A 25583-nucleotide genomic window follows, 5' to 3' on the forward strand; every position below is an offset into this window, starting at 1 on the left:
CTTAGCGTTCGATAGTGCCGATACGGCGGATCTTCTTCTGCAGCAGCAGCACGCCGTAGAGCAGCGCTTCCGCCGTGGGCGGGCAGCCCGGCACGTAGATGTCGATCGGCACGATGCGGTCGCAGCCGCGCACCACCGAGTAGGAGTAGTGGTAGTAGCCGCCACCGTTGGCGCAGGAGCCCATCGAGATGACGTAGCGGGGCTCCGGCATCTGGTCGTAGACCTTGCGCAGCGCGGGCGCCATCTTGTTGGTCAGGGTGCCCGCAACGATCATCACGTCGGACTGCCTCGGCGACGCGCGCGGCGCAAAGCCGAAACGCTCGACGTCGTAGCGCGGCATCGAGACCTGCATCATCTCGACCGCACAGCAGGCGAGACCGAAGGTCATCCACATCAAGGAGCCGGTGCGCGCCCAGGTGATGAGATCATCGGCCGCGGCGACGAAGAAGCCCTTGTCGGACAGCTCGTGATTGACCTCGAGGAAAAACGGATCGTTGGCACCGACCGGCTTGCCGGTCGACGGATCGAGAATACCCTTCGGAGCCATTGCGATATCAGGTTTGGCAATCGCCGGCTGCGAGGATGCGGCGGTGGGGCTCAATCCCATTCGAGCGCACCTTTCTTCCATTCATATGCAAACCCGACCGTCAGCACGGCCAGGAACACCATCATCGACCAGAAGCCGGTCGCACCGAGCTTCCCGAATGCCACGGCCCACGGGAACAGGAACGCCACTTCGAGATCGAAGATGATGAAGAGGATCGCCACCAGATAGAAGCGGACGTCGAACTTCATGCGGGCGTCGTCAAAAGCGTTGAATCCGCATTCATAGGCGGACAGCTTTTCCGGATCCGGCGACTGGAACGCGACCAGGAACGGGGCGATCAGGAGCGCCAGACCGATCAGGCTGGCGACCCCGATAAAGACCACAAGTGGGAGATAATTCTGCAGGATGCCGGTCATCGGCGAGGCCTTCTTGCTGCGGTTTCGGACGTGCCGCAGATTCGTTGATTGGAATTGTTCTTGAGGCTTTAGCGCAGCGCAACAGGGGGCGCAAGACAAGCTATTTTGACGCTTTTACCGTCGATCCCGCGGGCTCTTCGCCTCGTCAGGCGGATGCGCTTGCCTCTTTGGGCAACGCCGCGGCGGCCATCCGGTGCCCTGCACGCTCCCCATATCAGCCCAGCTCCCGCTCGGCAGCGAGCATCTCGGCAGCGGTTGCGGTCAGCCGGTCGATGTGTCCGAGCAGCAGCTCAAGTTCCTGTGGATCAAGCTGTTCCAGCAGGCGCCGGTTTCGCTCCTGCGCACCGGCCACGATGGCGTCATGGGCGGCCAGGCCAGCCTTGGTCAGGGAGATCAGTGTCTCACGATTGTCACGCGGGTTGGCCGCCTTGGACACCAGCTTGCGTGCCACGAGCTCGGCGAGCGCCCGGCTGATCTGCCCCTTGTCCATGCCGACGGCTTCCGCAAGCCGCACCACGCTCATCGGCGGCCGCCGGCCGAGCGAGACCACCAGACCGAACTCGACCGACGACAGTCCGGTCAGGCGCTTGTAACGCAGCATCGCGCCGCGCCTCAGCAGATTGGCCAGCACCATCAGCCGCGACGACATCATCGCGGTGACCGGCGCCAGCTCGGCATCGGCGATCGCCTCCGGCGGCAAGGCCCTCTCAGTCCTGAGCTTCTCGGTCATCGCCAACCTCTGCCAACAAAGCCATTCGCTGCCAAGCTAATCGAAATCGTTGACATTGTCATCGATCTATCGTTGACTTCATCAACGATAGATCGGCCGCTGGCGCCAGATCAGCGACGAGGAGGAAACATGACGATCACCCAGCGGGACCGCGACCTCGGTACGGCCTATGCGATGAAGCCGTCCACCACCCGGACCGAGCTCACCTCGGTCGTCCGCGGCACGCCGATGGGCGAGCTGCTGCGCCGCTACTGGCACCCGATCGGCCTCGCCGGCGACGCCACCGATATCCCCAGAAAAGTCCGCGCGCTCGGCGAGGACCTGATCCTGTTTCGCGACCGGCAGGGCCGCGCCGGCCTGCTGCACGCGCGCTGCTGCCATCGCGGCACCACGCTCTATTATGGCAGGGTCGAGGACGACGGCATCCGCTGCTGCTATCACGGCTGGAAGTTCGACACCGAGGGCCACTGCCTCGAACAGCCCTGCGAGCCCGAAGGCGGCCTGTTCAAGGACAAGGTGCGCCAGCCCTGGTATCCGGTGCAGGAGCGCTACGGCCTGATCTTCGCCTACATGGGTCCGGCCGAGAAGCAGCCGGTGCTGCCGCGCTACGAGTGCCTGGAGACCATGGACGACGGCGAGTTCGTCGAGGCCGACGATTCCTCGATCGGCGGCGGCGGCCCGGCGGTGATCCCCTGCAACTGGCTGCAGCATTTCGAGAACGTCGCCGACCCCTACCATGTGCCGGTGCTGCACGGCTCGTTCTCAGGTCCGCAATTCACCACCATGATGGCCTCGATGCCCGAGGTGAAGTTCGAGATGTCACCACGCGGCGTCGCGGTGCGCTCGATCCGCAGGCAGGACGACGGCAAGGTGTTCTACCGCGTCACCGAGGCCGCCCTCCCCACGCTCCGCGTCGTGCCCAATCCACGCGTCGCGCAATTCGCCCGTGTCGAATCGATCGGCTGGACCTTGCCGATCGACGACACCTCGTTCCGCATCTATGTCGCCGGCCGGGTCAAGCAGTCGGGCGACATCGGCCGCATGCGCTCGAAGTTCAACGGCAAGTTCTGGTGGGACATGACGGAGCGCGAGCACCAGCAATTCCCCGGCGATTACGAGGCCCAGGTCGGCCAGGGACCGGTGACGATCCATTCTGAAGAGCACTTTGGCCAGAGCGACCGCGGCATCCTGATGATCCGCCGGATGCTCTCTGACCAGCTCGAGGCCTTGGCCGCCGGCCGCGACCCGATCGGCGTGTCGTACGATGCCGACGCAAGGCCAGTCGAGTTCGAGGCGGGGAATTACATCCGCGAGGCGTAAGGCCTGCGCGCAAACAAACAAAAAAGAAAGTCGGGGGAGGAAGTCATGGTCGATGTCGCACCGCAAGCGGCAGCGCAAACGCAGATTGGCGCCAGGCCTGCCGCGCGTCGCTACTATGGCTCGCCTTGCTCACGATCATCTACGCCCTGAATTTCCTCGACCGCACGATCTTCAACGTGCTGATCGAGCCCATCAAGAAGGAGTTCGCACTCAGCGACACCACGATGGGCCTGCTCGCCGGGTTCGGCTTCGTGCTGTTCTACTCGTTGCTCGGCATTCCCATCGCTCGGATGGCCGATCGTCTCAACCGCCGCAACATCGTCGCGGTCGCCTTCGCGTTCTGGAGCGCGATGACCTATCTGTGCGGCCTCGCCTCCAACGTCACGACACTGGCCCTCGCGCGGATCGGCGTCGGCATCGGGGAATCCGCCGGCACGCCGGCATCGCAATCGATGATCGCCGATCTCTTCGACAAGAACGAGCGGCCGCGCGCGCTCGGCATCTACGCGATCGGCACCTATCTCGGCGTCTTCCTCGGCTATTTCATCGGCGGCTATGTCAACCAGCACTATAGCTGGCGGATGGCGTTCTTCACCGCGGGCCTGCCCGGCATCGCGCTCGCGGCGATCCTGTGGCTGACGATTTCGGAGCCGAAGCGCGGCGCGATGGCCGAGACCTTCAAGGCTGAGCCGATCGGGCCGACGTTGCGCTTCCTGGCCTCGCAGCCGAGCTTCGTCATCGTGCTGGTCGGCTTTTGTCTAACGACCTACACCAACTACGCCACCGCGGTGTGGATCCCGCCGTTCCTGGCACGCATCCATCATCTGACCAGCGCCGAGATCGGTACCTACGCCGGCACCTTCAAGGGTCTCGCCGGCATGGCCGGAACGCTGATCGGCGGCCTCGTGGTGGCGCAGATCGGCCGCCGCGACGATCGCTGGAAGCTGTGGGCGCCCGCGATCATGTCGGGCCTCGCCGGGCCGGTGTTCGCGCTGTGCATGCTGACGCCAAGCTTCACGCTGATGGTCGCAACCCTGGCGCTGACGTCATTCATGGTCGGCTTCCATCTCGGCCCGATCTTCGCGATCGCCCAGACCGTGGCAAAACCCAGCATGCGGGCGCTGGCGTCGGCGATCGTGCTGCTCACCGCCACCTGCTTCGGCCAGGGTGTCGGCCCCCTCGCCGTCGGCATGATCAACGACGCGCTGAAGGGCGCGTACGGTGTCGACGCCGTTCGCTACTCGCTGCTGTCTGCGGCGGTGACGACGACGCTCGGCGCCCTGCTGTTCGTCTGGGCGGCGCGCTCGATCCGTGCCGATATCGCGCGCGCCAGCTAGCACCCGCCTCGGCCGGGCACACGCCTGACTCCGTTTGATCTCGGGATTGACGGCAGTGTATCCCCGTCATCGCGCGCAAAGCGTCACAAACGCTTACGTTAGCTTGCCCGTATACTTCTCGAGCGCCGCCCAGGCGTCCGCACCATAGGTCTTCTGCCACTGGGTGTAGAAGCCGGCCTTCACCAGCGCGGCCCTGAACTGGACGGGGTCGGGCTTGTTGAAGGTCATGCCCTTCTCGGTGAGCTCAGCCTGCAACGAGCGGTCCATCTCGACCAGATCGGCGCGCTCCTTCACGGCTGCGGCGTCAAACGCGGCATTGATGAGTTCGAGCAGATCGGGCGGCAGCCCCGCCATTGCGCGGCGGTTGCCGAGAATCCAGTAGCCGCTCCAGCAATGGTTCGACATCGCACAGTATTTCTGCACCTCGTAGAGCTTTCCGGTCGAGACCTGCGCCAGCGGGTTCTCCTGCCCTTCGACGATGTGGGTCTGCAGCGCCGAATAGAGCTCGCTGTAGGAGATGCTCGACGGCAGCGCACCGAGCCCCGAGAACAGCGAGGTCAGCAGCGCCGTCACCGGCACGCGGATCTTAAAGCCCTTGAGATCGTCGACACTATTGAGCTGCCGGCTCGACGACGAGGTGATCTGGCGGAATCCGTTGTCCCAGACCTTTCTCAGCGGCACGACGCCGGTCTTGGTGATCGCCTCGCGCACGATGTCGCCGACGCCGCCGTCCATCGCCGCCCAGACCTGGTCGTAGGACTGGAAGGCGAAGCCGATGCTGGGCAGCCCCGACAACGGCACCAGCGTCGACAGCGTCATGCTGGGCGCGGCCAAAAGCTCGATCCCGCCGGCCCGGACCTGCGACAGCATCTCCGGATCGCCGCCGAGCTGGCTGTTGGCGAACACGGTGATGTTGACCCGGCCGGACGACTGCGCGCCGACCGCCTTGGCGGCCTCGGCCAGACGCATTGTTAGCGGATGGGTTTCCGGAGTGTTGACGCCGAGCTTGAAGTCGAACTCGGCGGTGGCAAGGGCTGGCTTACCAAACATCGTGGCGGCCAGTGCAGCCGAACCAGTTCCCAGCACCCGGCGACGGGTCATCCTGATTGTTTTCATTATTGTTTTTCTCCCGAGCGCAGTCGGCGCCTAGGATCTGTTTTAGCCGTCCGCCTGTGTGACGCAAGGCACGGTGAAACCAATCCGCCCGTGGCACGAAACCATTTCCGGGAACTCACGAAACGATCCGGAAACAGATGCGGCTTACCAGTACCTGCCATAGACGGCGCACAGACGCCCGGAGGCGACGATGAACCACTCGATCCATTCAGCTGACCGCGCGACCCACCTCAAGATTGTGGTAGTCGCCCTCATTGCAGGTATCGGGATTGCGGCTTTCGGCATCTCGGCGCGGAACAACGCGGATTTCACCCAGACTGCCCAGACCAACCAGGTCATCAAGGCCGGCAAGCCGGTGGCGATCACCTCGTCGGGTGCCTCGACGGTCCGCTAGGATCTGTTCAGCCTTCGGCAGACAAAAAGGGCCGCCTTCGGGCGGCTTTTTTGTTGCGCGCAGCCGAACTGAAACAGCTGTCCCATTCCGGCGCAGACGGCGCAAAAGCGGATAGGAAGACCAAAGCGGCGGTGCCTGGCCTGCCCCAGCGGGGTGCCGGCCGAGCAAGCTGGAAACAGCGCCAACTCCATCCTCCGCTACCGGCGTTAACCGCGTTGCACGCCTGGCGCCTCGACCCGCGACGACTTCACGCGGCGCGGCATGATCGCTGCCCCTGCAGACCGCCTCCCCCCGCTCGCGCCCCGATGCGGGACAGGCAGAGTTTGGAGGATTGCGATGTCCGTCACCAACCACGCCCAGCCGGCCGCCGGCATCACCGACTACATTGCGATCGCGAGGCCCGACCACTGGATCAAGCATGTGCTGATCATCCCGGGCGTCGCGTTTGCGTTGATCATGTCGCAGACCGGGCCGATCGAGCTTGCGACGCTGGCCGAGCGCCTCATCATCTGCCTGTTCGCCGCGATGACGCTGTCATCGGCCAACTACACGATCAATGAATGGCTCGATGCCCCGTTCGACGCCATGCACCCGACCAAGCGCGCGCGCCCCGCGGTGCAGACTGCGATGTCGCCGACCATCGTGCTTGCGCAGTATGTTCTGCTGACCACCGTCGGCATCTGGGCGGCCAACCGGCTCGGCTACGCCTTCGCCTCGACCGCAACCGTATTCGCGGTGTTCGGCGTGATCTACAATGTGCGTCCGATCCGCGCCAAGGATCGCGCCTTCGTCGACGTCATCGTCGAGTCGCTCAACAATCCGCTGCGCTTCCTGTTCGGCTGGTTCGCGGTGGTGCCTAGCATCGCACCGCCGGTGTCGATCCTGCTCGCCTACTGGTTCGGCGGCGCCTTCCTGATGGCCGCCAAGCGCGTCTCCGAGCATCGTGCGATCGTCGAGGCCGGCGGCACTGCCAACCTCGCGGCCTATCGCCCCTCCTTCGCGGTCTATACCCATTCGAGCCTGGTCACGAGCTGCCTCGTCTATGCCCAGGGCTTCGCCTTCATGATGGCGATCTTCCTGCTGAAGTACCGCATCGAATATCTCGTCGTCGTGCCGATGCTGATCGCATTGTTCGCGGCCTATATGCGGCTCGCGCTGACACCGGATTCCGCCGCGGCACGGCCGGAAGAACTGATGCGGCAGCCGGCGATGCTGATCGCGGCCGCGGTCACCATGGCGCTGTTCGGCGTGCTGACCTTCGTCGACCTGCCCTGGCTGAACAGCCTCACGAGCTCGGACCTGATCCGTCTCGGCGGGATCCGCTGACATGTCGATCGCAACCCCGTTCGAGACGCCGAAGGCCAATCTCGGCGTCGTCGCCGTGGCGCTGCTGTTTGCCGCGCTGCTCGTGCTGCTGGACGGTCCGATCTGGCTGGTGAAGCTGGTGCCGACCCAGGACGGGCCGGTGCATCTGGCGCAGGCCGACCTGATCGCCCGCTTCGGCTGGGGCGGCACGCTGCAAGAACCGGCGGCGTCTTTCTATCAATGGAATCCGCGGATCGAGCCGAACTCGGCGATCTATCTCCTGCTCGCCGCGCTGATCCGGCTGACCGGCGACGCGCTCGTCGCCAACAGCCTGTTCCTCAGCCTCTATGGACTGGTCTGGATCGTGGCGGCCTTCGCTGCGAGCCGCGCGGAGACCGAGCGGCCCCTGCTGCCGGCACTATTGTTGTTGCCGATCGCCTTCGGCGTCTTCATCCATTGGGGCTTTTACAATTTCGCGCTCGGCATTCCGCTGTTCCTGTTGTTCGCGCGCTTCTGGCGCGGCCTCGACGGACGCCGCGACGTGCTGGCATTCATTTCGACGGCGCTGTTCCTGGCCGCGCTCTATCTCACCCATATCACCTCGGTCGTCGCGGCCTGCCTGCTGCTTGCCGCCGACGGCATTGCGCGCGCTGTTGCGGCATTCGAGCGGCAGGGTACCAAGGCCGCTGCGCAGCGCTTGCTGCGCGACGGTGCGTGGGCTGCCGCGGCGGCGCTGCCGGTCCTGTTGCTGATTGCAAGCTTCCTGCTCGCTTACCAGAACATTGCCGGAGAGACTGCCAGCACCGAGGGCGGCATCGCCCAGATCATCCGCCGCATCGTCGCGGCGACCTATCTGTTCACCTTCACCTGGTGGGAGGTCATTGCACTCGGCCCCGTGCTGGGCGCGATCGCACTCGCTGTCATCATCGCGCTGCGCCGCTTCCGTTCCGGCGACCTGCTGTGGCCGGTCTTCCTCGTCCTCGTAGTCGTGCTGTCGCTGCTCAATCTCAAGACCGGCTCGGCGCTGCTGTCGGAGCGCCTTGCGCCCTATAGCGGGATTGCGATCGTGCTCGCGATCGCAAGCCGCCAGCCCGCGCCGGCATTGGCACGCGTGCTCTGCATCGCCGCGCTGGCCGGCCTGATCGGACAGACCGCGGTCCGCGCGGTCGCCTACAAGAGCTGGGCGCCGACGCTGGAGAGCGAGCTCGCCGCCGGCCGCGACAATCCCGGCCAGAGCTTTGCCAATACCGACCTGATCGCCCAGCGCAACAGCCATCTGTTCGCCTGGCGCATCCGCCCGACCCTGCATGCCGCGCAAACCGCAGCCCTTGCAGGCCGCGGCGTCGGCCTGTCCTCGCCGCTGCCGTCGACGCGCTATTTCGGCTACTTCCCGCTGCAATATGTCGAGGCGCGCGATTTCATGCGCGCCACGCCGGATTGGCAGGATACGCCCGACGTCGCATCGGTCGCCAAGTTCCAAGCCGCCAATCACGGCGCACCGCAGGTCCTGATCGTCTCGAGTTCCGACCGAGATGGTGTGGCGTTTGCCGATGAGTTCGGTTACCGCGATTGCAGGACCACCGAGACCGGGGCACGCGAGATCGCCGTGTGCAAGGTCGCAACCCGGCTGAGCGCCGCGAATGACTGAGCCTCGCCTCTCCGGCGACACCAATCTGCAGAACGCTTCCGGTCCCGACGGGTCGCCTGCTCTGCTCGGGCTGCCAACATCGCTGCCGCTGGTGCTCGACCTCGACGGCACGCTGATCAAAGGCGATCTGCTATATCTGAGCTTCTTCTCGATCCTGCGCCGCAATCCGCTGATCGTCGTCTCATGCGCCGCGTGGCTGACGCGCGGCCGCGCTGCGCTGAAACGCCAGCTCGCGCTGCGCCAGCGTATCGACTGGGGCCGGATCGAACTCCACCAGGACGTCGTCGTGCTGGCCGAGCGCGAGAATGCCGCCGGCCGCCGCGTCGTGCTGGCGACCGCGGCCGACGCGCTGCTCGCGGACAGGCTGGCATCGCGGCTGCCCTGGATCGACCAGGTGCTCGCCTCCGACGGCGCACACAATCTCAAGGGCGCGAACAAGGCCGCTCTGCTGCGGAAGAACTTTCCCGCGGGCTTCATCTACGCCGGCGACAGCGCGTCCGATCTCCCGGTCTGGGCGCACGCCGCCGGCATCATCACCGTCAATGCCCGCGAGGCCGTCCGCGCCGCCGCGGCCGGGCTCGGCAGGCCGACGCTGCATCTGCCGGGCAGCACGGCGGAAAAATCTTAACCCCATCCTAACGCGGTCGTTCGATTGCAATTCGCTCCGCGACCCCAGCCTTAAAAATTGTTCGGTTAAGGTCGGCGTCAACAGAGGCGCAGGCCCACAATGAATTTGCAGCAGCAAGTAATTTCGACCGGTTTCAAGATCATCTGCACGGATTGCGGCAGCCTGGCGATCAAGATCGCCGATCCCGCGCACGCATCCGGCGACACCATCATCGAATGCCGCCGCTGTAACGCAGTGCGCGGCACGATGGCAGACCTCCACACCCTGGCGCGGCGCGGCCGCGACCTGTTCGAATTCTAACCCCGGCGCCGCCGATGCTGTCAGACCCGAATGCGACCATGCAGAACGACGTTCCGATGGAGACGGTCTGGTCGATCCTCGAAGCCGCCAACGAATTGGGCGATACAAACACGGTCGACGCCTGCCGCCGCGTGATCGACGCAAATTTGCGCGGCGAGGCTCCGGGGCAATCCGACTTGATCGCGGTCGCGGCATTCTTTGCCTGATCAAGACTATGTGTTGCCGTCACAACCTGTTGCTGTCGATGGCTTCAATATGGCGGCGCAGTGACAAATCGGCCGGCGGAAACATAACAACATAGACCGAGACGTCACTTCCGCCTGGCTTAACTTTGCTTAACTTGCGTCGTCCGAGGCCGGCTGGCTAGCTGCCATCCGGCTTTCGAATCGGACGATCCACGAAATTGATGCGCGATGACCTGGTTGTCGGAGCCACGATCCTCGGGTTCTTCGTCCTCAGTGTCGCCTCGATGATGGCCTGCGGGCAGGCGTTTCCGGCGATGCACTTCTGGCGAACCACCATTACGGCACGGGCCGTTTTCGGCACCGCCGTCATGGTCGTCTTCATTCCCGCGTTCGTTGCGGGACGATTCAGCTTCGGCTATCTGGTGGGCTTCTCGCTGCTGTCAGCCGTGTTCGGCTTCGTCTGGCTCAGCTATTTCAGCGCGTTCGATTATCCGCACGCCATCGCGCGCTGGGCCATGATCGCCGCGCTGGCCGCCGCGATCATCCCCCTCCTGTTCCAGAACAAGCCGCTTTGGCGACCCGACCTGCCGGAAGCAGCGATCGCGCGCGTCGCACTGCTGTTGCTGGTGGCGTCCTTCGCCGTGCTGATCGGCGACATCCGCTACGGGGCGAGCCTTGGCGATCCCTATGGCACAGCGCGCAACGCCGTCGTGCGGCCGGCGCTGCTGAACTATCTCACCGGAATCATGATCGGCGCGGTCCTGCCCTATCTGTTCGCGCATTTCGCATCGCGCCAGCGATCGATGGCGGCGGCAGGCGTGCTGCTGTTCGCGCTCTGCTTCTATCCGGTCGTCAACAACAAGACCGTGCTGTTGTTGCCGATCTGGCTGCCGTTTCTGCTCTGGCTGTTCGGCCGGTTCGACCCGCGGCTGGCCACGGTGCTCGCTTTTCTCATTCCGATGATCATCGGCCTGACGGCCTTCTTCGTTCTCGTCGCCGACAGGAACTACGTCCTGTTCAGTGCGATCAATCTGCGCTTCCTCGCAATCCCGTCACTCGCGCTCGATCAATATGCCGATTTCTTTGCGCATCGCGAGCTGACCTGGTTCTGCCAGATCACCGTCCTGCGACACATGACCGCCTGCCCGTATGGCGAACTCGGCCCGACGCTCGGCGCGATCTATCGGGACGGCAATTTCAACGCATCCTTCCTCGCCACCGAAGGCATCGCATCGGTCGGCCTCGTGCTCGCGCCGATTTCGGCGCTGGTGTGCGGCCTGGTCCTCTCGGTGGGATCGATGGTCTCGCGGCATCTCTCACCGCGCTTCATCGCGGTGTCGTCCGGGATCGCCGTTCAGGCGATCATGAACGTGCCGCTCACGACGAGCCTGTTGTCGAACGGGATTGCGCTGCTGTTCCTGCTCTGGTGGCTGACGCCGGAACAGCGCGCGGAATTATCCCGCAGTCCGGTGCAAGCCACCCAGCCGGTCGGCGTCATGGGCCTCGCGGCGTCCTGAATTATCGCAGCCCGCCGCGACGCGGCGGGCTGCGATGCCAGCCCCTGGGTGAGAGCGACCTGCTAATGCAGCCTCGCCTTCTTTCGAAGCACGATAAGGCTCTGATAGGGCGAAATCCCGTTCATGCCGACGTCGACGATGTCGAACCGGTCGGTCCAGTGCTCCTCGATGTAGCGCTTGGTGATGATCGTCTCGCCGTATGTCATTTCGCCGTCGACCGGATAGCTCAGCGGATAGAAATAGAAGCCGTCTCGCCGCACGGTTTCGGTGATCTTCTGCTGATCCCAGCCGGGCAATTTGGAAATCGGCTCATAGAATGCGTAGGCCGGCGGCCGAACTGTGAGCAGGAAAAGACCACGATCCTCCAGCGCAGCGTGCACCGCGGCCAAACATACGTCGCTCGCGATCGGCGAGAGATGCGTCCAGATCGACAGGGCGTAGGCGACATCGAATTTCTGGTTGAACGGAAGGCGTTGCGGCAGGCTGTCCGACAGCATGATCTTGGCATGAGGATTGGAGCGTTGGGCGACCTGGATGATGCCCTTGTGAGGATCACAGCCATGCAGATTGCGCAGTGGCACATCCTTCATGAAATATCTGAGCACGCTGCCCCAGCCGCAACCATAGTCCAGCACCGAGCACTCATCGAACGGCTTGTCCAGGTGCTGCCTTAGCTTGTCGTGCAAGAGCCGATAGGTTTCGATAACGGCTGCACCGAGCTCCATCCCGGCACGACCGCTCCAGTTCTTCTGGGTCCCGGCATCCGGCGGTTCGGGAATGGCGGCCTTGATCGCCGCAAAGCCTTCATATTTCTTCCAGAGCAGCACATTCCAAAGATAGGGATCGTCGATCCATTTGAATGCCTCGTAGACTGACTCTCCCCTTGCGCAGGCGGCATCCGTTCTTTCGAGTTCGTCCTTGTAGTATTCGTTCAGCCACAGGCTCCAGTTCATCCGCACTCCTTTTCTTATGCGCGCTTCATCAGCGCCCGCCGCGCCGGCGTCGTTTGTTCCGAGACTGTCTCTGGTATGTCCGGCAACTTTAAGACACATCAAAAGCGTGAGCGCCGGAACACGGGCGGAACCGCGAACGCCGTTCCTGCTCCAGAGACATGCGACCGCTGTCATCAACGCTGACACCGACAGACGACGTGCCGCAGCGCTTCGATATGTTCCGTCAACTTCCATCGCGCTGGACGCGAGTAAGCCTGGCGTCAGGCTGGCGCGTTACGCTGCGCACGTAAACCGAGACCTGCTCTGTTTCGGTTTCTCACTGCCCTGGGTGACGATCGTCACTACCGCGTTCGCCCGTATGATGCTCGCCTTGGGCGGGCGGCCTCCAGGAAGCATGTCGATGAAAGTCCGCGAACTCGTCAAAGCACTCCAGGCACTCCGGGATCAGGACGCAACCGTGGTCATCGGAGAAGGCGCGAAGCCGGACACGTGGCTGATCGTGTCAGGCGTGGCGGAGCGCCTGATCGCGCGCGTGAATGATGATCATGCGATTGCCGGAAGCGAACCAGCTATCGAGATTGTCTGAGAGATCCGGGAGCGCATCGGCGCGAGGCCGTTGTTGCGTCGCCCGGACGCGTGCAGGAGGCCCCGACGAAAGCGCGTTCAAAGGTGTCATCACGGCGCGCCGTTCGACACTTCTTAAATCTGGAACCTGGGCTAAGTGCTTGATAAGACTGGCGCGAGAGACGGGACTCGAACCCGCGGCCTCCGCCGTGACAGGGCGGCGCTCTAACCAACTGAGCTACTCCCGCGGATGCCGATCATCGGATTGATCCGCGCAGGACCGAGGGCATAAAGGCCCGCATCTGGATAGTCAAGCTCGTTGCGGATCCCTGCACAGCACAGGCGCTTTTGTGCCGAGGGCGCGAGTTGTAGCCTGTTTTCAGGCGAAACGGCGTAGTCAGCAAAGCCCCGAATCAAATAAGGCCTGATACGTCTGGGTTTCCTGTGGCTGGCCCGGCGCTGCCCGTTCCCAGAACCGGCGGTTTCAGGACTTTTCCGGACCGTTTTCCCGACGCGAACGGCACGCCATTCGCGCAAAGCAAGCAATCCAGCCATTCAGCAAAGAGGAGGGCCACACATGGCGAAGAAAGCAGCGACCCCGGCGACGATCACGCTGAAGCACCTCGCGGCGGCCATCGCCGAAGAGCAGGAGCTGTCCAAGAAGCAGGCCGAGGCGATCCTGACCGACATGGTCACAAGGATCACCAAGCACCTCAAGAAGGGCGAGCGCATCAGGATCGTCGGCCTCGGCATCCTCCAGGTCCGCAAGCGTGCCGCCCGCATGGGCCGCAACCCGGCGACCGGCGAGCAGATCCACATCAAGGCGAGCAAGAAGGTCGCCTTCCGCGCCGCCAAGGAGCTGAAGGAAGCCGTCTAAGACTTTACTTTCCGTTGATATCAAAGCGCCATTCCGGCTCGTGACGCGGCCCCGGAGTGGCGCTTTTCTGTTATAGAATTGTCTCTCGAGGCTCGCCTTGACGCGGCTCGCTCGCGCGAACCAACTTCGCCAAAGCGCTTTGTTCCTTTTCCTCAATTTAAAGCGGTCTTCATGCTGGCACCGGCTCTCGACTTCAAGCACACCGTCACCGAGCGCTTCCTGCGCTATGTCGTGATCGACACCCAGTCCGACCCGGATTCACCGACCTGCCCCTCCACCGAGAAGCAGAAGGATCTCGGCCGCCTACTGGTCGCCGAGTTGCAGGCGATGGGCATCTCCGACGCGCATCTCGATCCGCATGGCTACGTCTATGCGACGATCCCGGCCAACACCGACAAAAAGGTGCCGGTGATCTGTTTCTGCTCGCATATGGATACCTCGCCCGATTGCACCGGAAAGAACGTCAAGCCGCAGGTCGTGAAGAACTACCGCGGCGGCGACATCGTGCTGCCCGCCGATGCCTCGCAGGTGATCCGCGCCTCCGAGCACGAAGCGCTGGCCGACCAGATCGGCAACGACATCATCACGACTGACGGCACCACCCTGCTCGGTGCCGACAACAAGGCCGGCCTCGCCGAGATCATGGATGCCGCGCATTTCCTGGTCACCAACCCGCAGGTCAAGCACGGCACCATCAGGATCCTGTTCACGCCGGACGAGGAGATCGGCCGCGGCGTCGACAAGGTCGACATCAGGAAGCTCGGCGCCGATTTCGGCTACACCATGGACGGCGAGACCGCCGGCCATATCGAGGACGAGACCTTCTCGGCCGACGGCGCCAGCATCATCATCGGGGGCGTCGCGACCCATCCGGGTTTTGCGAAGGGCAAGATGGAGCACGCGATCAAGATCGCGGCCGCCATCGTCGACCGCCTGCCCAAGGACACCTGCTCGCCCGAAACCACCGAAGGCAAGGAGGGCTTCCTGCATCCGGTCGCGATCTCGGGTGCGCTGGAAAACGCGCGGATCGACTTCATCGTGCGCGACTTCACCGAGGCCGGCCTGAAGCAGAAGGAAGCGCTGCTCGAGGCGATCGTGAAGGATGTCATGAAGGGATATCCGCGCTCGACCTTCCGCATGGAGGTCAAGCAGCAATACCGCAACATGAAAGAGGTGATCGATCGCCACCCCCAGATCGTGGCCTATGCGATCGAGGCGATCGAGCGCGCGGGGCTGACGCCGGTGAAAACCTCGATCCGCGGCGGCACCGACGGTTCGCGGCTGTCCTTCATGGGACTGCCCTGCCCCAACATCTTCGCCGGCGAGCACGCGTTCCATTCGCGGCTCGAATGGGTCAGTCGGCAGGACATGGAAAAAGCCGTGCAGACCATCGTGCATCTGGCGATGATCTGGGAAGAGCGCGCTTAGGAGTCAGGATTTCTTACTTCCGTCATTGCGAGGAGCTCGCGACAAAATTGCAAAGCAATTTTGCGCTGAAGTAACCAGGCAATCCATGCTCCCGCCATATGCCGCGCGGTGGATTGCTTCGCTGACGCTCGCAATGACGGAGTGCGCTAAGCCCGCGCGGTCACGATCCAGATCGCACCGGGCAGCAGCACCGACTCGCCCTTGACGAACGGCGCCAGCGCCTCGCGCATCGACGCGATCGCGGCGGAGCGCACGTCGTCCGGATGGCCTTCCAGCGCGCGGCTGGCCGGCCCGATCTCGAGCGCGCCCTGGATCGCCGCATCGATGCCGCGCCCGGTTGCGACATCGAGCTCGACCTTGCACGGCTCCATGGCAATGCCGGAAAAGCCGGCCTGGCCCAGGATCCGCTTCACCCGGGCCTCGGAGGCAAACGAAAACGGCCCGGGATCCTCGGGGCCGAGCTGCGGCAGCTTCGGCACGTGCTTGTAGACCGCCTGCAACGGCGCCATGAAGAACGGATTTTCGCGCGGCTCCTGCCAGCAGGCGAAAGCAAGACGGCCCGCCGGCTTCATCGCCTTGCGCAAATTGGCAAAGGACGCCGCCGGATCGGCAAAGAACATCACGCCGAAGCGCGAGGCCAATAGATCAAAGCTGTCGCGCGCGAACGGATAGACGGTCGCGTCGGCAAGCGCGAACTCGACCGGCAATCCCTGCGGCGCGCTCTGCCGTGCCCGCGTCAGCATCGGCTCCGAGACGTCGACGCCAAGCACGTGGCCATCGGGCGCGACCTTGGCCGCCAGCGCAAACGTCGAGGCGCCGCTGCCGCAGCCGACATCGACGACGCGATCGCCGGCCTTGGGTGCCGCGCGATCGATCAGCAGATCGAGCACCGGCTGCAGCACGATATCCTGCGCGGCCTGCCGGCTAGCCCAGCGCTGGCCGCCCGGCCCGTTCCAATAGGCAATCTGATCGGCGTTCTGCGGATGGCCAGCGTTCATGCGATCGAACCTTGTTGCGAAATTTTGGCGACCCTAACAGGTCTCGCGGGTCGCAGCGCGCAACATCGGCGTGACCTGATAGCTGAATCCGGCATTGGCCCTGGTCACGGGATCGTTGGCGACGATCTCCTGCGGATCGGCATCGTCAGGCAGTTGCAGCACGCCGAGGCCCCAGACACCGGCGGGATCGGCCACCGGTCCGAAGATCAGCGCCTTGCCGGCCGTGAGCAATTCGCCGCAATAGGCGACATGCGCCTGCATGATTGCGGCTTCCTGCGGCGTCATGTCCTGCGGAAAGGTCGGGCGCGGTCCGGTCAATTTGCAAACGTAGTATTTCATCGACCGGGTCCGCGCTCGAGATTATTTGGCGGCCGCGCTCGCCGGCTTGGCCTGCTTGGGTTTGGCGGCATTCGCCTTGGGGGCCTGGCCTTCATTGGGACGCGCTATGCCCCACGGATCGGTCGGCTTCTGGTCCGGCACACCGCTCAGCGCGCGCTGATAAGCCCGCTGCGCCCGCGCCTCGTTGGCCGTATCAGCCGGCGACTTCTCGACCTCCTCGCGATAGCGCTGGACGTGATCCGACTCCGCGAATGCAGGTCCGGTCATCATGGCGAGAAGAAAAATCGCGGCGAGTTTGCGCATGTATCAAGTTCCCGGTGAGGCGGAGACAATAGCATTGCTACAGCGTCGGCGCCAAACCCCATCCGTATCGCGCCGACAGGAACCGGTCCCCGCGCGACGGCGAACGCGTGACTTTCGGCACCTTTCACGCCGTCAGGTATCGACTGACACTCGCCACACCAGCGCGGAGCAAGCGCGGTCCCGGCCACCCCATCCAGACCACGGCGGGATCGCGCCCTCTCCACGCGCTCACGGAGGGCCGAGCATGGTCTTACTACGCAGGGCTCTTCAACCAGAGGCGGCTTTGCAGCTCGTGAAACACCGCGCCACCGTCATCCTGCGCGAGCATGTGCAAGCGGAAGCCGAGCTTGTTGGAAGGGCCGCGGTCCTCACCGATGGGACTGCGGGGACCGTCGAGGGCGTGTTCCTGGACGAGTTGCATGGGTTGCGCATCTCGATCAGGGGGCACATCGGCAAGTGGCCGATCTCGACGATCAAGATGCTGCAAACCTGGGGCTGAATGCTGTGACGTCTTCCGTCCGCCTTCGCTCTGCGAGCTACGGCGCGACAGTCTTCGCCCTGCGGCACCGAACACACGGATAAGTTCATCCGCAAAGGCTGGCTTGCCAAGCCGTAGCCCGCTGGGCGAAGGCTGGTAGGCGGCGAGAGATTCGAACTCCCGACCCTCTCGGTGTAAACGAGATGCTCTAACCAGCTGAGCTAGCCGCCCTTACCTGCGCGCCTCTTTAGCCTCGCCTGCCCCCGAGGCGCAAGGTCGCAGAGCCTCAATCCATGGCCCGTGCCGACAATCCCTTGAGATCATTGATCCAGGATGCGGCGGAGCGGCACCAGACCTGGCGTCGCGGGATCAATTGACCGCGCTGGCGAATGCTGCCCCAGCGGATGCCAAAGTCGTCGGGACCGCCGTCCTCGCCGCTCGTGAACAGCGGGGAACCGCAATCGCCGCAAAAATGCTGGAAGCGAATCCGGCCGTTGTCGCCCCGCTTGCCGTAGATTTTCGGCGCACCTCCGGTCAGCCGGACCTGCTCGGCGGCGCAGATCACCGTGGCGCGATAGGGCGAGCCGGTCAGCGCCTGGCAGTCCGTGCAGTGGCAGACCGACACAAGCTCGGGATCGATCTCGGCCTGATAGGTCACCGCCCCGCAATGACATTGTCCGTCGATCTGCATGCCGCACTCTCCCGGTTCGGCCCGTCGAGCAAAGCTTGCGGCCGGGGCGTCGTTCCATCGCGCCACAGCAACGCATCCAGCCCGCCCCCCGATTGACATGTCAGGGAGCAACTCTGGTATCCCGTAGTGGCCTAGTTTGGGATACCAAATCGGGATACACAACCTCCATCCTGTGGCGCCCGTCGGGGCAAGCCGGAGACCCTCCATGTCGCAGATGCTCCAGATCCACGACCAGCTCAGGGAGATGATCCTCTCCCTCGACCTCGGCCCCGGCGAGCGGTTGACCGAGCGCTGGCTGGAGAGCCGCTTCGAGGGATCGCGCACGCCGATCCGCGCCGCGCTGGTGCGGCTCGAAGGCGAAGAGCTGGTGCGCCGCGACGGCCGCAACTGGATCGTCGCGCCGATCGACCTCGGCGAACTGGAGGCATTGGCCGAGTTCAGGATCCCGCTGGAGACGACGGCCGTCCGCCTCGCCTGCGCGCGGGCGAACGAGGCCGACATCGCCGCTGTCGAAGAGATGCTCGATGCCTGCCAGTCCGGCGCGCCGCGCGAGGAATGGCACCGTGTCGGCACCGATTTCCATGTCGAGATCGCGCGGCTCTCCGGCAACCCTTTCATCGTCAAGGCGATCGCCGGCGCCATGACCCGGCTGTCGCGGGCGCGCTGGCTCGAAGTGTGGACCGAACCGTCGCGCGAGCAGGCCTGGCGCGAGCACCGCCGCATCCTCGGCTTCATCAAGGCCAAGGATGCAGAGGCAGCCGCGCGCGAGGCCGCCGATCACATCACCGACACCCGCGATCGGCTGCTGCGTTCGCTCAACGAGGACCGTCGCGGCCTGCGGGCGCGCGGCTTCGCCGTCATCGGACTGCGCTGACATGAACATCGAAGTCGATCGCGAGGCCCTGCTCGACGCGGGCCCCTGGAAGCGCAATTTGATCGTCTGCGTGTTCGGCTCGTTCACGACCATCGTCGGGATGACGCTGCTGCTGCCATTCCTGCCGCTCTATGTCGAGCAGCTCGGCGTCACCGATCATGCCGCCATCGTGCAGTGGTCGGGCATCGCCTACGGCGCGACCTTCTTCAGCGCGGCGCTGACCGCGCCGCTGTGGGGACGGCTCGCCGACCGCTACGGCCGCAAGCTCATGCTGATCCGCGCAAGCCTCGGCATGGCGGTTGCCATGTCGTTGATCGGCATGGCGCACAATGTCTATGAGCTGGTCGGCTTGCGGCTATTGACCGGCCTGCTCGGCGGCTACGCGTCGGGTTCGACGGTGCTGGTCGCAGCGCAGACGCCGAAGGCGCGCTCCGGCTGGGCGATCGGCGTGCTGTCCGCCGGCATCATGGCCGGCAGCCTAGTCGGTCCCTTGATCGGCGGCGTGCTGCCCGGGCTGATCGGCATCCGCGAGTCCTTCTTCCTGATCGGCGGCGTCATCTTCATCACCTTCCTCGGCACCACGTTCCTGATCCGCGAGGGCGCACGGCCCAAGACGGCAGGCGGCAGCAAGTCGCGTGGCGGCTGGGCGCTGGTTCCGGACAAGCGCCCGGTGATCGCGATGTGGGGCACCGGCCTGCTGCTGATGATCGCCAACATGTCGATCGAACCGATCATCACGGTCTACGTCGCACAATTGGTCGAGGCGCCGCAGGTCACGTTCGTCGCCGGCCTCGTGATGTCGGCGGCGGCCTTCGGCAGCCTGCTGTCGTCGTCGCATCTCGGCAAGCTCGCCGATCGCGTCGGCCACTGGCGGATCATCACGATCTGCCTGGCAGCCTCCGCGCTGCTGCTGATCCCGCAAGCCTTCGTGGTCAGCGGCTGGCAGCTGATCCTGCTCCGCTTCCTGATGGGGCTGGCGCTCGGCGGCCTGCTGCCCTGCATTGCCAGCGTCATCCGGCACAACGTGCCTGATGCGGTCACCGGCAGCATGCTGGGCTATTCGATCTCGGCGCAATATGCCGGCCAGGTGATCGGCCCTCTCGCCGGCGGATTCATCGGCGGCCATATCGGCATGCGCGCGGTGTTCCTCGGCACCAGCGTGCTGATGGCGTTGGGCGCGATCGGCAATTTCGTGGTCGAGAAGAAGGAGAGGCGCCGCCCGGCCCCTGCCGCAGTCATCGAGTGACTGTGGAGACGAAGGAGTTCGGCCCCGCGCCTCACGCCCGGATCCCCAAACAAAAACGGCGCCCGAAGGCGCCGTTTGATGTTTCAGATTGAAGCCGCTTCAGTGCGCCGTCAGGCCGCCGGAGGCTTCGTCCGACGCGTCGGGCTTGACGTCGACCTTGCTGGTCTCCTCTTCCCAGACGATCGGCGCGGGCACGCGGACCAGCGCCTTGGCAACGACCTCATCCAGCCGGGAGACCGGGATGATCTCCATGCCGCCCTTGATCGCATCGGAAATCTCCGTGAGATCCTTGGCGTTGTCCTCCGGGATCAGCACCGTCTTGATGCCACCGCGGGCGGCAGCCAGGAGCTTCTCCTTCAGGCCGCCGATCGGCAGCACGCGGCCGCGCAGCGTGATCTCGCCGGTCATCGCGACATCGTGGCGGACCGGAATGCCGGTCATGACCGAGATGATCGCGGTGGCCATCGCGACACCGGCGGACGGACCGTCCTTCGGGGTTGCTCCCTCCGGCACGTGAACGTGGATGTCGCGCCGATCGAACATCGGCGGTTCGATGCCGTAGACGATCGCGCGCGAGCGGACGTAGGACGCCGCCGCCGAGATCGACTCCTTCATCACGTCGCGCAGATTGCCCGTGACGGTCATCTTGCCCTTGCCGGGCATCATGACGCCTTCAATGGTCAACAGCTCGCCGCCGACATCGGTCCACGCCAGGCCGGTGACGATACCGACCTGATCCTCGTCGTCGATCTCGCCGAAGCGATACTTCGGAACGCCGAGGAACTCTTCGATGTTCGCCTCGGTAACCTTCACCGACTTCTTCTTGGAGATCATCAGCTCTTTCACCGCCTTGCGGGCGAGTGTGGAGAGCTCACGCTCCAGGTTGCGCACGCCCGCTTCGCGGGTGTAGCGGCGGATCATCAAGAGCAAGGCCGCGTCGTCGATCGACCATTCCTTGGAGTCCAGACCGTGCTTGGAGAGCGCGCTCGGGATCAGATGCTTGCGCGCGATCTCGACCTTCTCGTTCTCCGTGTAACCGGCGATCCGGATGATCTCCATGCGGTCCATCAGCGGGCCCGGAATATTCAGCGTATTCGCGGTCGTGATGAACATCACGTTGGACAGGTCGTAATCGACCTCCAGGTAATGGTCGTTGAAGGTCGAGTTCTGCTCGGGGTCCAGGACCTCAAGCAGCGCCGACGACGGATCGCCGCGGAAATCGGCGCCCATCTTGTCGATCTCGTCCAGCAGGAACAGCGGGTTCGAGGTCTTCGCCTTCCGCATCGACTGGATGATCTTGCCGGGCATCGAACCGATATAGGTGCGGCGGTGACCGCGGATCTCGGCTTCGTCACGCACGCCGCCGAGCGACACGCGCACGAACTCACGGCCGGTCGCCTTGGCGATCGACTTGCCGAGCGAGGTCTTGCCGACGCCGGGAGGCCCGACCAGGCACAGGATCGGTCCGGTCAGCTTGTTGGCGCGCGACTGCACCGCGAGATACTCGACGATACGGTCCTTGACCTTCTCGAGCCCGTAGTGATCGGAGTCCAAGACCGCCTGCGCGGCCTCGAGGTCCTTCTTGACCTTGGACTTCTTGCCCCACGGGATCGACAGCAGCCAATCCAGGTAGTTGCGCACAACGGTCGCTTCCGCGGACATCGGCGACATCTGGCGCAGCTTCTTCAGCTCATGCTGCGCCTTCTCGCGCGCTTCCTTGCTGAGCTTGGTCTTGGAGATCTTCTCCTCCAGATCGGCCAGCTCGTCGCGACCTTCGTCGTCGCCGAGCTCCTTCTGGATCGCCTTCATCTGCTCGTTCAGGTAATACTCGCGCTGGGTCTTTTCCATCTGGCGCTTGACGCGCGAGCGGATGCGCTTCTCGACCTGCAACACCGAGATCTCGCTCTCCATCAGGCCCAGCACCTTCTCCAGGCGCTGCGTGACGGACAACGTCTCCAGGATCGCCTGCCGATCGGCAATCTTGACCGCGAGATGCGAGGCAACGGTATCGCCGAGCTTGGCGAAATCGGTGATCGCCTGAACCACGCCGACGACTTCGGCGGAGATCTTCTTGTTGAGCTTCACGTAGCTTTCGAAGTCGGACACGACCGACCGCGCCAGCGCCTCGGCTTCGACCGAGTTGGCGTCAGTGTCGGCGAGCGCAACCGCGGTCGCTTCGTAATATTCGCTGCGATCGGAATACTTCTCGACGCGCGCGCGCTCGAGGCCCTCGACCAGTACCTTCACGGTGCCGTCGGGAAGCTTCAGGAGCTGCAGGACGCTGGCGAGCGTACCGGTCTCGTAAATTGAATCGGGTGCCGGATCATCATCGGACGCGTTCTTCTGCGTCGCGAGCATGATCAGCGCGTCGTTCTTCATCACCTCTTCGAGGGCGCGGATCGATTTCTCGCGGCCGACGAACAGCGGCACGATCATGTGCGGGAAGACGACGATGTCGCGGAGCGGCAACACCGGATAGGAGTGGCTTTCGCCGTGGACGATCGTTGGCCGGGGTTTTGAGGTCGTCATGGCCTTATCCTTTTGTTTTGCCCCCTTGCTCGCAGTCCGCCTGCTTGCGCAACCGCCACAAGGTGCCTTGGTGATCCGGAAAAAGATTGCCGTCAGCAGCCGCTTATTCCGCATCGTAAAGCGACGAATCTCAACGCATGAGATCCCTCGCCGATAGCATTAGGTGGCTATCAGGCCGGGGGGTGTCAAGTCTGAGAAGTGCCCGGAAATTCAGGCTAAACAGGCATTTACTGCAATGCCAAAATGGTCGCTGTTGCTGCGCAACGGCGGCCGCCGGATCGCCCGGCAGCCGTGCAATTTTGACGGGTCGAGACGAGCGCGGTCAGGCGCTCGCGCTGCTCTCGACGGCGCGATCGGAACGATCCGCGTAGATATAGAGCGGACGCGCCGTTCCCTCGACAACTTCGCGCGAGATCACGACTTCCTCGACGCCTTCCAGGCCCGGAAGGTCGAACATGGTCTCGAGCAGGATGCTCTCCAGGATCGACCGCAGGCCGCGCGCGCCGGTCTTGCGCTCGATCGCCTTGCGGGCGACCGCGCCAAGCGCCTCGTCGGCGAAGGTGAGCTCGATGTTCTCCATCTCGAACAGCCGCTGGTACTGTTTCACCAGCGCGTTCTTCGGATCGGTCAGGATCTTCTTCAGCGAGGTCTCGTCGAGGTCCTCCAGCGTCGCAACGACGGGCAGACGGCCGACGAATTCCGGGATCAGGCCATACTTCAGCAGATCTTCCGGCTCGACGTGACGGAAGATCTCGCCGGTGCGGCGGTCCTCCGGCGCGAGCACCTGCGCCGCGAAGCCGATCGAGGTCGAGCGGCCGCGCGCGGAGATGATCTTCTCAAGGCCCGAGAAGGCGCCGCCGCAGATGAACAGGATGTTGGTGGTATCCACCTGCAGAAATTCCTGCTGCGGATGCTTGCGGCCGCCCTGCGGAGGGACCGAGGCCACCGTGCCTTCCATGATCTTCAGCAGCGCCTGCTGGACGCCCTCGCCCGACACATCACGGGTGATCGAGGGATTGTCCGACTTGCGGCTGATCTTGTCGATTTCGTCGATATAGACGATGCCGCGTTGCGCACGCTCGACGTTGTAGTCGGCGGCCTGCAGCAGCTTCAGGATGATGTTCTCGACGTCCTCGCCGACATAGCCGGCTTCGGTCAGCGTCGTCGCGTCAGCCATGGTGAAGGGAACGTCGAGGATGCGGGCCAGCGTCTGCGCGAGCAGCGTCTTGCCCGAACCGGTCGGACCGATCAGCAGGATGTTCGACTTCGCCAGTTCGACGTCGTTGTGCTTGGTCTGATGGTTAAGGCGCTTGTAGTGATTGTGGACGGCGACCGACAGCACCTTCTTGGCATGGCTCTGGCCGATCACGTAGTCGTCCAGGACCTTGCAGATTTCCTTCGGTGTCGGAATGCCGTCGCGCGACTTCACCAGCGAGGACTTGTTCTCCTCGCGAATGATGTCCATGCAGAGTTCGACACACTCGTCGCAAATGAAGACAGTCGGTCCGGCAATCAGCTTGCGAACTTCATGCTGGCTCTTGCCGCAGAACGAGCAATATAGCGTGTTCTTGGCGTCGCTCGTGCCGACCTTACTCATTCATTATCTCCGTCCGCCGTTCGATCTCGTTTGCCAGATCGACCCAATCCGGCACATAACCGGCGTATTGGGTAGATAGAGCAAATTCCGTACCAAAAAAGACCCTACGCAATACTGACCGTACCAATCACGGTTTATTCGAATCTCCGCGATCATAGCCGCTGCATCACAGCCAACCATGCTGGCACCCGACTATCAAGAATTCGCTAATCGGATGGCCGGCTCAAGACCGTGACAATACCGTGATTTTCAACGATCGCACGCGGAATACGCGTCGAAATCCACGGAACGTTGCGGGATTACCACGCCGGGCAATGAGCACGAAAGCGGAACTTTGCGCCCATGCGTATCCACTTGCGGGGTACTCCGCCGTCCTGCTTTTGCCGGTTATGTGAGGCGTCAATGTGGAGATCACACCGACGCCTGGGGAAGCCTGTGCAGATCAGGCAGCCCTGTTACGCGGCCTTGGCCGCAGCCGGGTCGTCCGGGCGCTTGTCGATCACCTTGTCGACGAGGCCGAACGCCTTGGCGTCCTCGGCGGTGAGGAACTTGTCGCGCTCGAGCGCGTCCTCGATCGCCTTGTAGGTCTGGCCGGTGTGCTTCACATAGATCTCGTTGAGGCGCTTCTTGAGATTCAGGATCTCCTGCGCGTGCAGCATGATGTCGGTGGCCTGGCCCTGGAAGCCGCCGGAGGGCTGGTGCACCATGATGCGGGAATTCGGCAGCGTGAAGCGCATGTCCTTCTCGCCGGCTGCCAGCAGCAGCGAGCCCATCGAGGCCGCCTGCCCCGTGCACAGCGTCGACACCGGCGGACGGATGAACTGCATCGTGTCGTAGATCGCAAGGCCCGACGTCACCACGCCGCCCGGCGAGTTGATGTACATCGAGATTTCCTTCTTCGGGTTCTCAGCCTCGAGGAACAAGAGCTGCGCGACGATCAGCGTCGACATGCCGTCTTCCACCGGGCCGGTGACGAAGATGATGCGCTCTTTCAGGAGGCGCGAGAAAATGTCGTAGGCGCGTTCGCCGCGATTGGTCTGCTCGACGACCATCGGCACGAGGTTCATGTAGGTTTCAACGGGATCGCGCATGAAAGAACCCAAGGGTTAGGGGTGATGCAGAACTTGGCTTAAGGCTTAACCCAGATATGGGCCAATTTCCGGCCGACAAGACCGGGCAACTGGCCGCACTACCCATCTGGGCAGGTCGCGGAAGTTCAAGCCGATTCGCGGCGGCGCGCCTAGCGACGGGGACCCGCGCCGG

26 protein-coding genes, 2 tRNA genes and 1 pseudogene are annotated in these 25583 nt (G+C 63.9%); 15 read left to right on the forward strand and 14 right to left on the reverse strand.

Annotated elements, in window-relative coordinates; all coding sequences use genetic code 11:
- Position 1 precedes the first annotated feature (1 nt).
- The 3 genes from ACVILL_RS33910 to ACVILL_RS33920 form a co-directional block, all read right to left on the reverse strand.
- Complete coding sequence (locus ACVILL_RS33910) at positions 2 to 607, reverse strand: NuoB/complex I 20 kDa subunit family protein (protein ID WP_106317657.1); 606 nt, start codon at positions 605 to 607, stop codon at positions 2 to 4.
- Positions 598 to 963 carry an NADH-quinone oxidoreductase subunit A gene (locus tag ACVILL_RS33915; RefSeq protein WP_018271860.1) on the reverse strand — a complete coding sequence of 122 codons (366 nt, stop codon included), beginning with the start codon at positions 961 to 963 and terminating at the stop codon, positions 598 to 600. Before ACVILL_RS33915 ends, ACVILL_RS33910 begins: the two co-directional genes overlap by 10 nt.
- A 214-nt stretch (positions 964 to 1177) precedes the next feature.
- Positions 1178 to 1693 carry a MarR family winged helix-turn-helix transcriptional regulator gene (locus tag ACVILL_RS33920; RefSeq protein ID WP_456733029.1) on the reverse strand — a complete coding sequence of 172 codons (516 nt, stop codon included), beginning with the start codon at positions 1691 to 1693 and terminating at the stop codon, positions 1178 to 1180.
- A gap of 129 nt (positions 1694 to 1822) precedes the next feature.
- Here ACVILL_RS33920 and ACVILL_RS33925 point away from each other — a divergent pair, with 129 nt between their 5' ends.
- The gene (locus tag ACVILL_RS33925) at positions 1823 to 3013 is read left to right on the forward strand and encodes a Rieske 2Fe-2S domain-containing protein (RefSeq protein ID WP_456733030.1); all 1191 of its coding nucleotides are present in this window, start codon (positions 1823 to 1825) and stop codon (positions 3011 to 3013) included.
- 45 nt (positions 3014 to 3058) lie between these two features.
- Positions 3059 to 4350, forward strand: a pseudogene (locus ACVILL_RS33930) (spinster family MFS transporter).
- A 93-nt stretch (positions 4351 to 4443) separates the two neighbouring features.
- Here the strand turns inward: ACVILL_RS33930 and ACVILL_RS33935 are convergent.
- Complete coding sequence (locus tag ACVILL_RS33935) at positions 4444 to 5400, reverse strand: TRAP transporter substrate-binding protein (protein ID WP_456734428.1); 957 nt, start codon at positions 5398 to 5400, stop codon at positions 4444 to 4446.
- A gap of 256 nt (positions 5401 to 5656) precedes the next feature.
- Between ACVILL_RS33935 and ACVILL_RS33940 the strand changes: the two genes are divergently transcribed.
- The 7 genes from ACVILL_RS33940 (at position 5657) to ACVILL_RS33970 (ending at position 11443) form a co-directional block, all read left to right on the forward strand.
- A complete protein-coding gene (locus tag ACVILL_RS33940; protein WP_456733031.1) occupies positions 5657 to 5860 on the forward strand; it encodes a hypothetical protein in 204 nt (67 codons plus the stop codon).
- Between the two features lie 336 nt (positions 5861 to 6196).
- Positions 6197 to 7186, forward strand: a complete 990-nt coding sequence (locus ACVILL_RS33945) for a UbiA family prenyltransferase (protein ID WP_456733032.1) — start codon at positions 6197 to 6199, stop codon at positions 7184 to 7186.
- Position 7187: 1 nt separating this feature from the next.
- Positions 7188 to 8813 (forward strand): hypothetical protein, encoded by a 1626-nt coding sequence (locus ACVILL_RS33950; protein WP_456733033.1) that lies wholly within the window; start codon positions 7188 to 7190, stop codon positions 8811 to 8813.
- Positions 8806 to 9441 carry a haloacid dehalogenase-like hydrolase gene (locus ACVILL_RS33955; protein WP_456733034.1) on the forward strand — a complete coding sequence of 212 codons (636 nt, stop codon included), beginning with the start codon at positions 8806 to 8808 and terminating at the stop codon, positions 9439 to 9441. Before ACVILL_RS33950 ends, ACVILL_RS33955 begins: the two co-directional genes overlap by 8 nt.
- A gap of 99 nt (positions 9442 to 9540) precedes the next feature.
- Complete coding sequence (locus tag ACVILL_RS33960; protein ID WP_456733035.1) at positions 9541 to 9741, forward strand: hypothetical protein; 201 nt, start codon at positions 9541 to 9543, stop codon at positions 9739 to 9741.
- Between the two features lie 14 nt (positions 9742 to 9755).
- The gene (locus ACVILL_RS33965) at positions 9756 to 9947 is read left to right on the forward strand and encodes a hypothetical protein (protein ID WP_456733036.1); all 192 of its coding nucleotides are present in this window, start codon (positions 9756 to 9758) and stop codon (positions 9945 to 9947) included.
- Positions 9948 to 10147: 200 nt separating this feature from the next.
- Positions 10148 to 11443, forward strand: coding sequence for a hypothetical protein (locus tag ACVILL_RS33970; RefSeq protein ID WP_456733037.1), 1296 nt, complete (start codon positions 10148 to 10150; stop codon positions 11441 to 11443).
- Positions 11444 to 11505: 62 nt separating this feature from the next.
- Here ACVILL_RS33970 and ACVILL_RS33975 read toward each other — a convergent pair whose 3' ends face one another.
- Positions 11506 to 12570, reverse strand: a complete 1065-nt coding sequence (locus ACVILL_RS33975; RefSeq protein ID WP_456733038.1) for a class I SAM-dependent methyltransferase — start codon at positions 12568 to 12570, stop codon at positions 11506 to 11508.
- Positions 12571 to 12796: 226 nt separating this feature from the next.
- On the opposite strand from ACVILL_RS33975, the gene ACVILL_RS33980 reads away from it, so the two are divergent.
- Complete coding sequence (locus tag ACVILL_RS33980) at positions 12797 to 12982, forward strand: hypothetical protein (protein ID WP_456733039.1); 186 nt, start codon at positions 12797 to 12799, stop codon at positions 12980 to 12982.
- A 149-nt stretch (positions 12983 to 13131) separates the two neighbouring features.
- Here ACVILL_RS33980 and ACVILL_RS33985 read toward each other — a convergent pair.
- A tRNA-Asp gene (locus ACVILL_RS33985) sits at positions 13132 to 13208 on the reverse strand.
- A 305-nt stretch (positions 13209 to 13513) separates the two neighbouring features.
- Between ACVILL_RS33985 and ACVILL_RS33990 the strand changes: the two genes are divergently transcribed.
- A complete protein-coding gene (locus tag ACVILL_RS33990) occupies positions 13514 to 13837 on the forward strand; it encodes an HU family DNA-binding protein (protein WP_224924859.1) in 324 nt (107 codons plus the stop codon).
- A 171-nt stretch (positions 13838 to 14008) separates the two neighbouring features.
- A complete protein-coding gene (gene pepT / locus ACVILL_RS33995; protein WP_456733040.1) occupies positions 14009 to 15265 on the forward strand; it encodes a peptidase T in 1257 nt (418 codons plus the stop codon).
- A gap of 146 nt (positions 15266 to 15411) precedes the next feature.
- On the opposite strand, the gene ACVILL_RS34000 is transcribed toward pepT, so the two are convergent.
- Genes ACVILL_RS34000 through ACVILL_RS34010 form a run of 3 tightly spaced genes read right to left on the reverse strand, consistent with a single transcriptional unit; the run spans position 15412 to position 16905 of the window.
- A complete protein-coding gene (locus ACVILL_RS34000) occupies positions 15412 to 16263 on the reverse strand; it encodes a class I SAM-dependent methyltransferase (protein ID WP_456733041.1) in 852 nt (283 codons plus the stop codon).
- 33 nt (positions 16264 to 16296) lie between these two features.
- Positions 16297 to 16602 carry a YciI family protein gene (locus ACVILL_RS34005; protein WP_456733042.1) on the reverse strand — a complete coding sequence of 102 codons (306 nt, stop codon included), beginning with the start codon at positions 16600 to 16602 and terminating at the stop codon, positions 16297 to 16299.
- A gap of 21 nt (positions 16603 to 16623) precedes the next feature.
- Positions 16624 to 16905, reverse strand: a complete 282-nt coding sequence (locus ACVILL_RS34010; protein WP_456733043.1) for a hypothetical protein — start codon at positions 16903 to 16905, stop codon at positions 16624 to 16626.
- Between the two features lie 283 nt (positions 16906 to 17188).
- On the opposite strand from ACVILL_RS34010, the gene ACVILL_RS34015 reads away from it, so the two are divergent.
- Positions 17189 to 17404: a PRC-barrel domain containing protein gene (locus tag ACVILL_RS34015; protein ID WP_456733044.1), complete on the forward strand. Its 216-nt coding sequence runs from the start codon at positions 17189 to 17191 to the stop codon at positions 17402 to 17404.
- A 133-nt stretch (positions 17405 to 17537) separates the two neighbouring features.
- On the opposite strand, the gene ACVILL_RS34020 is transcribed toward ACVILL_RS34015, so the two are convergent.
- A tRNA-Val gene (locus ACVILL_RS34020) sits at positions 17538 to 17614 on the reverse strand.
- A gap of 55 nt (positions 17615 to 17669) precedes the next feature.
- Entirely contained in the window at positions 17670 to 18074 is a 405-nt protein-coding gene (locus tag ACVILL_RS34025; RefSeq protein ID WP_456733045.1) for a GFA family protein, read from the reverse strand.
- A gap of 205 nt (positions 18075 to 18279) precedes the next feature.
- Between ACVILL_RS34025 and ACVILL_RS34030 the strand changes: the two genes are divergently transcribed.
- Together ACVILL_RS34030 and ACVILL_RS34035 are read left to right on the forward strand one after the other, a co-directional pair.
- Positions 18280 to 18948, forward strand: a complete 669-nt coding sequence (locus ACVILL_RS34030) for a GntR family transcriptional regulator (RefSeq protein WP_456733046.1) — start codon at positions 18280 to 18282, stop codon at positions 18946 to 18948.
- Between the two features lies 1 nt (position 18949).
- The gene (locus tag ACVILL_RS34035; RefSeq protein WP_456733047.1) at positions 18950 to 20194 is read left to right on the forward strand and encodes an MFS transporter; all 1245 of its coding nucleotides are present in this window, start codon (positions 18950 to 18952) and stop codon (positions 20192 to 20194) included.
- A gap of 99 nt (positions 20195 to 20293) precedes the next feature.
- On the opposite strand, the gene lon is transcribed toward ACVILL_RS34035, so the two are convergent.
- The 3 genes from lon to ACVILL_RS34050 form a co-directional block, all read right to left on the reverse strand.
- Positions 20294 to 22723, reverse strand: coding sequence for an endopeptidase La (gene lon / locus ACVILL_RS34040; RefSeq protein ID WP_097673522.1), 2430 nt, complete (start codon positions 22721 to 22723; stop codon positions 20294 to 20296).
- 322 nt (positions 22724 to 23045) lie between these two features.
- Positions 23046 to 24320 (reverse strand): ATP-dependent Clp protease ATP-binding subunit ClpX, encoded by a 1275-nt coding sequence (gene clpX, locus ACVILL_RS34045; RefSeq protein ID WP_018271869.1) that lies wholly within the window; start codon positions 24318 to 24320, stop codon positions 23046 to 23048.
- Positions 24321 to 24775: 455 nt separating this feature from the next.
- Positions 24776 to 25411, reverse strand: coding sequence for an ATP-dependent Clp protease proteolytic subunit (locus ACVILL_RS34050; protein ID WP_016847729.1), 636 nt, complete (start codon positions 25409 to 25411; stop codon positions 24776 to 24778).
- Positions 25412 to 25583 lie beyond the last annotated feature (172 nt).

The sequence above is a fragment of the Bradyrhizobium sp. USDA 3364 genome (assembly GCF_054056355.1).

Excerpts from the sequence above, each read along its gene's own strand:
- ACVILL_RS33910 (WP_106317657.1), bottom strand. The coding sequence starts at position 607 with ATGGGATTGAGCCCCACCGCCGCATCCTCGCAGCCGGCGATTGCCAAA.
- ACVILL_RS33915 (WP_018271860.1), bottom strand. The coding sequence starts at position 963 with ATGACCGGCATCCTGCAGAATTATCTCCCACTTGTGGTCTTTATCGGG.
- ACVILL_RS33920 (WP_456733029.1), bottom strand. The coding sequence starts at position 1,693 with ATGACCGAGAAGCTCAGGACTGAGAGGGCCTTGCCGCCGGAGGCGATC.
- ACVILL_RS33925 (WP_456733030.1), top strand. The coding sequence starts at position 1,823 with ATGACGATCACCCAGCGGGACCGCGACCTCGGTACGGCCTATGCGATG.
- ACVILL_RS33935 (WP_456734428.1), bottom strand. The coding sequence starts at position 5,400 with ATGTTTGGTAAGCCAGCCCTTGCCACCGCCGAGTTCGACTTCAAGCTC.
- ACVILL_RS33940 (WP_456733031.1), top strand. The coding sequence starts at position 5,657 with ATGAACCACTCGATCCATTCAGCTGACCGCGCGACCCACCTCAAGATT.
- ACVILL_RS33945 (WP_456733032.1), top strand. The coding sequence starts at position 6,197 with ATGTCCGTCACCAACCACGCCCAGCCGGCCGCCGGCATCACCGACTAC.
- ACVILL_RS33950 (WP_456733033.1), top strand. The coding sequence starts at position 7,188 with ATGTCGATCGCAACCCCGTTCGAGACGCCGAAGGCCAATCTCGGCGTC.
- ACVILL_RS33955 (WP_456733034.1), top strand. The coding sequence starts at position 8,806 with ATGACTGAGCCTCGCCTCTCCGGCGACACCAATCTGCAGAACGCTTCC.
- ACVILL_RS33960 (WP_456733035.1), top strand. The coding sequence starts at position 9,541 with ATGAATTTGCAGCAGCAAGTAATTTCGACCGGTTTCAAGATCATCTGC.
- ACVILL_RS33965 (WP_456733036.1), top strand. The coding sequence starts at position 9,756 with ATGCTGTCAGACCCGAATGCGACCATGCAGAACGACGTTCCGATGGAG.
- ACVILL_RS33970 (WP_456733037.1), top strand. The coding sequence starts at position 10,148 with ATGCGCGATGACCTGGTTGTCGGAGCCACGATCCTCGGGTTCTTCGTC.
- ACVILL_RS33975 (WP_456733038.1), bottom strand. The coding sequence starts at position 12,570 with ATGACAGCGGTCGCATGTCTCTGGAGCAGGAACGGCGTTCGCGGTTCC.
- ACVILL_RS33980 (WP_456733039.1), top strand. The coding sequence starts at position 12,797 with ATGAAAGTCCGCGAACTCGTCAAAGCACTCCAGGCACTCCGGGATCAG.
- pepT (WP_456733040.1), top strand. The coding sequence starts at position 14,009 with ATGCTGGCACCGGCTCTCGACTTCAAGCACACCGTCACCGAGCGCTTC.
- ACVILL_RS34000 (WP_456733041.1), bottom strand. The coding sequence starts at position 16,263 with ATGAACGCTGGCCATCCGCAGAACGCCGATCAGATTGCCTATTGGAAC.
- ACVILL_RS34005 (WP_456733042.1), bottom strand. The coding sequence starts at position 16,602 with ATGAAATACTACGTTTGCAAATTGACCGGACCGCGCCCGACCTTTCCG.
- ACVILL_RS34010 (WP_456733043.1), bottom strand. The coding sequence starts at position 16,905 with ATGCGCAAACTCGCCGCGATTTTTCTTCTCGCCATGATGACCGGACCT.
- ACVILL_RS34025 (WP_456733045.1), bottom strand. The coding sequence starts at position 18,074 with ATGCAGATCGACGGACAATGTCATTGCGGGGCGGTGACCTATCAGGCC.
- ACVILL_RS34030 (WP_456733046.1), top strand. The coding sequence starts at position 18,280 with ATGTCGCAGATGCTCCAGATCCACGACCAGCTCAGGGAGATGATCCTC.
- ACVILL_RS34035 (WP_456733047.1), top strand. The coding sequence starts at position 18,950 with ATGAACATCGAAGTCGATCGCGAGGCCCTGCTCGACGCGGGCCCCTGG.
- lon (WP_097673522.1), bottom strand. The coding sequence starts at position 22,723 with ATGACGACCTCAAAACCCCGGCCAACGATCGTCCACGGCGAAAGCCAC.
- clpX (WP_018271869.1), bottom strand. The coding sequence starts at position 24,320 with ATGAGTAAGGTCGGCACGAGCGACGCCAAGAACACGCTATATTGCTCG.
- ACVILL_RS34050 (WP_016847729.1), bottom strand. The coding sequence starts at position 25,411 with ATGCGCGATCCCGTTGAAACCTACATGAACCTCGTGCCGATGGTCGTC.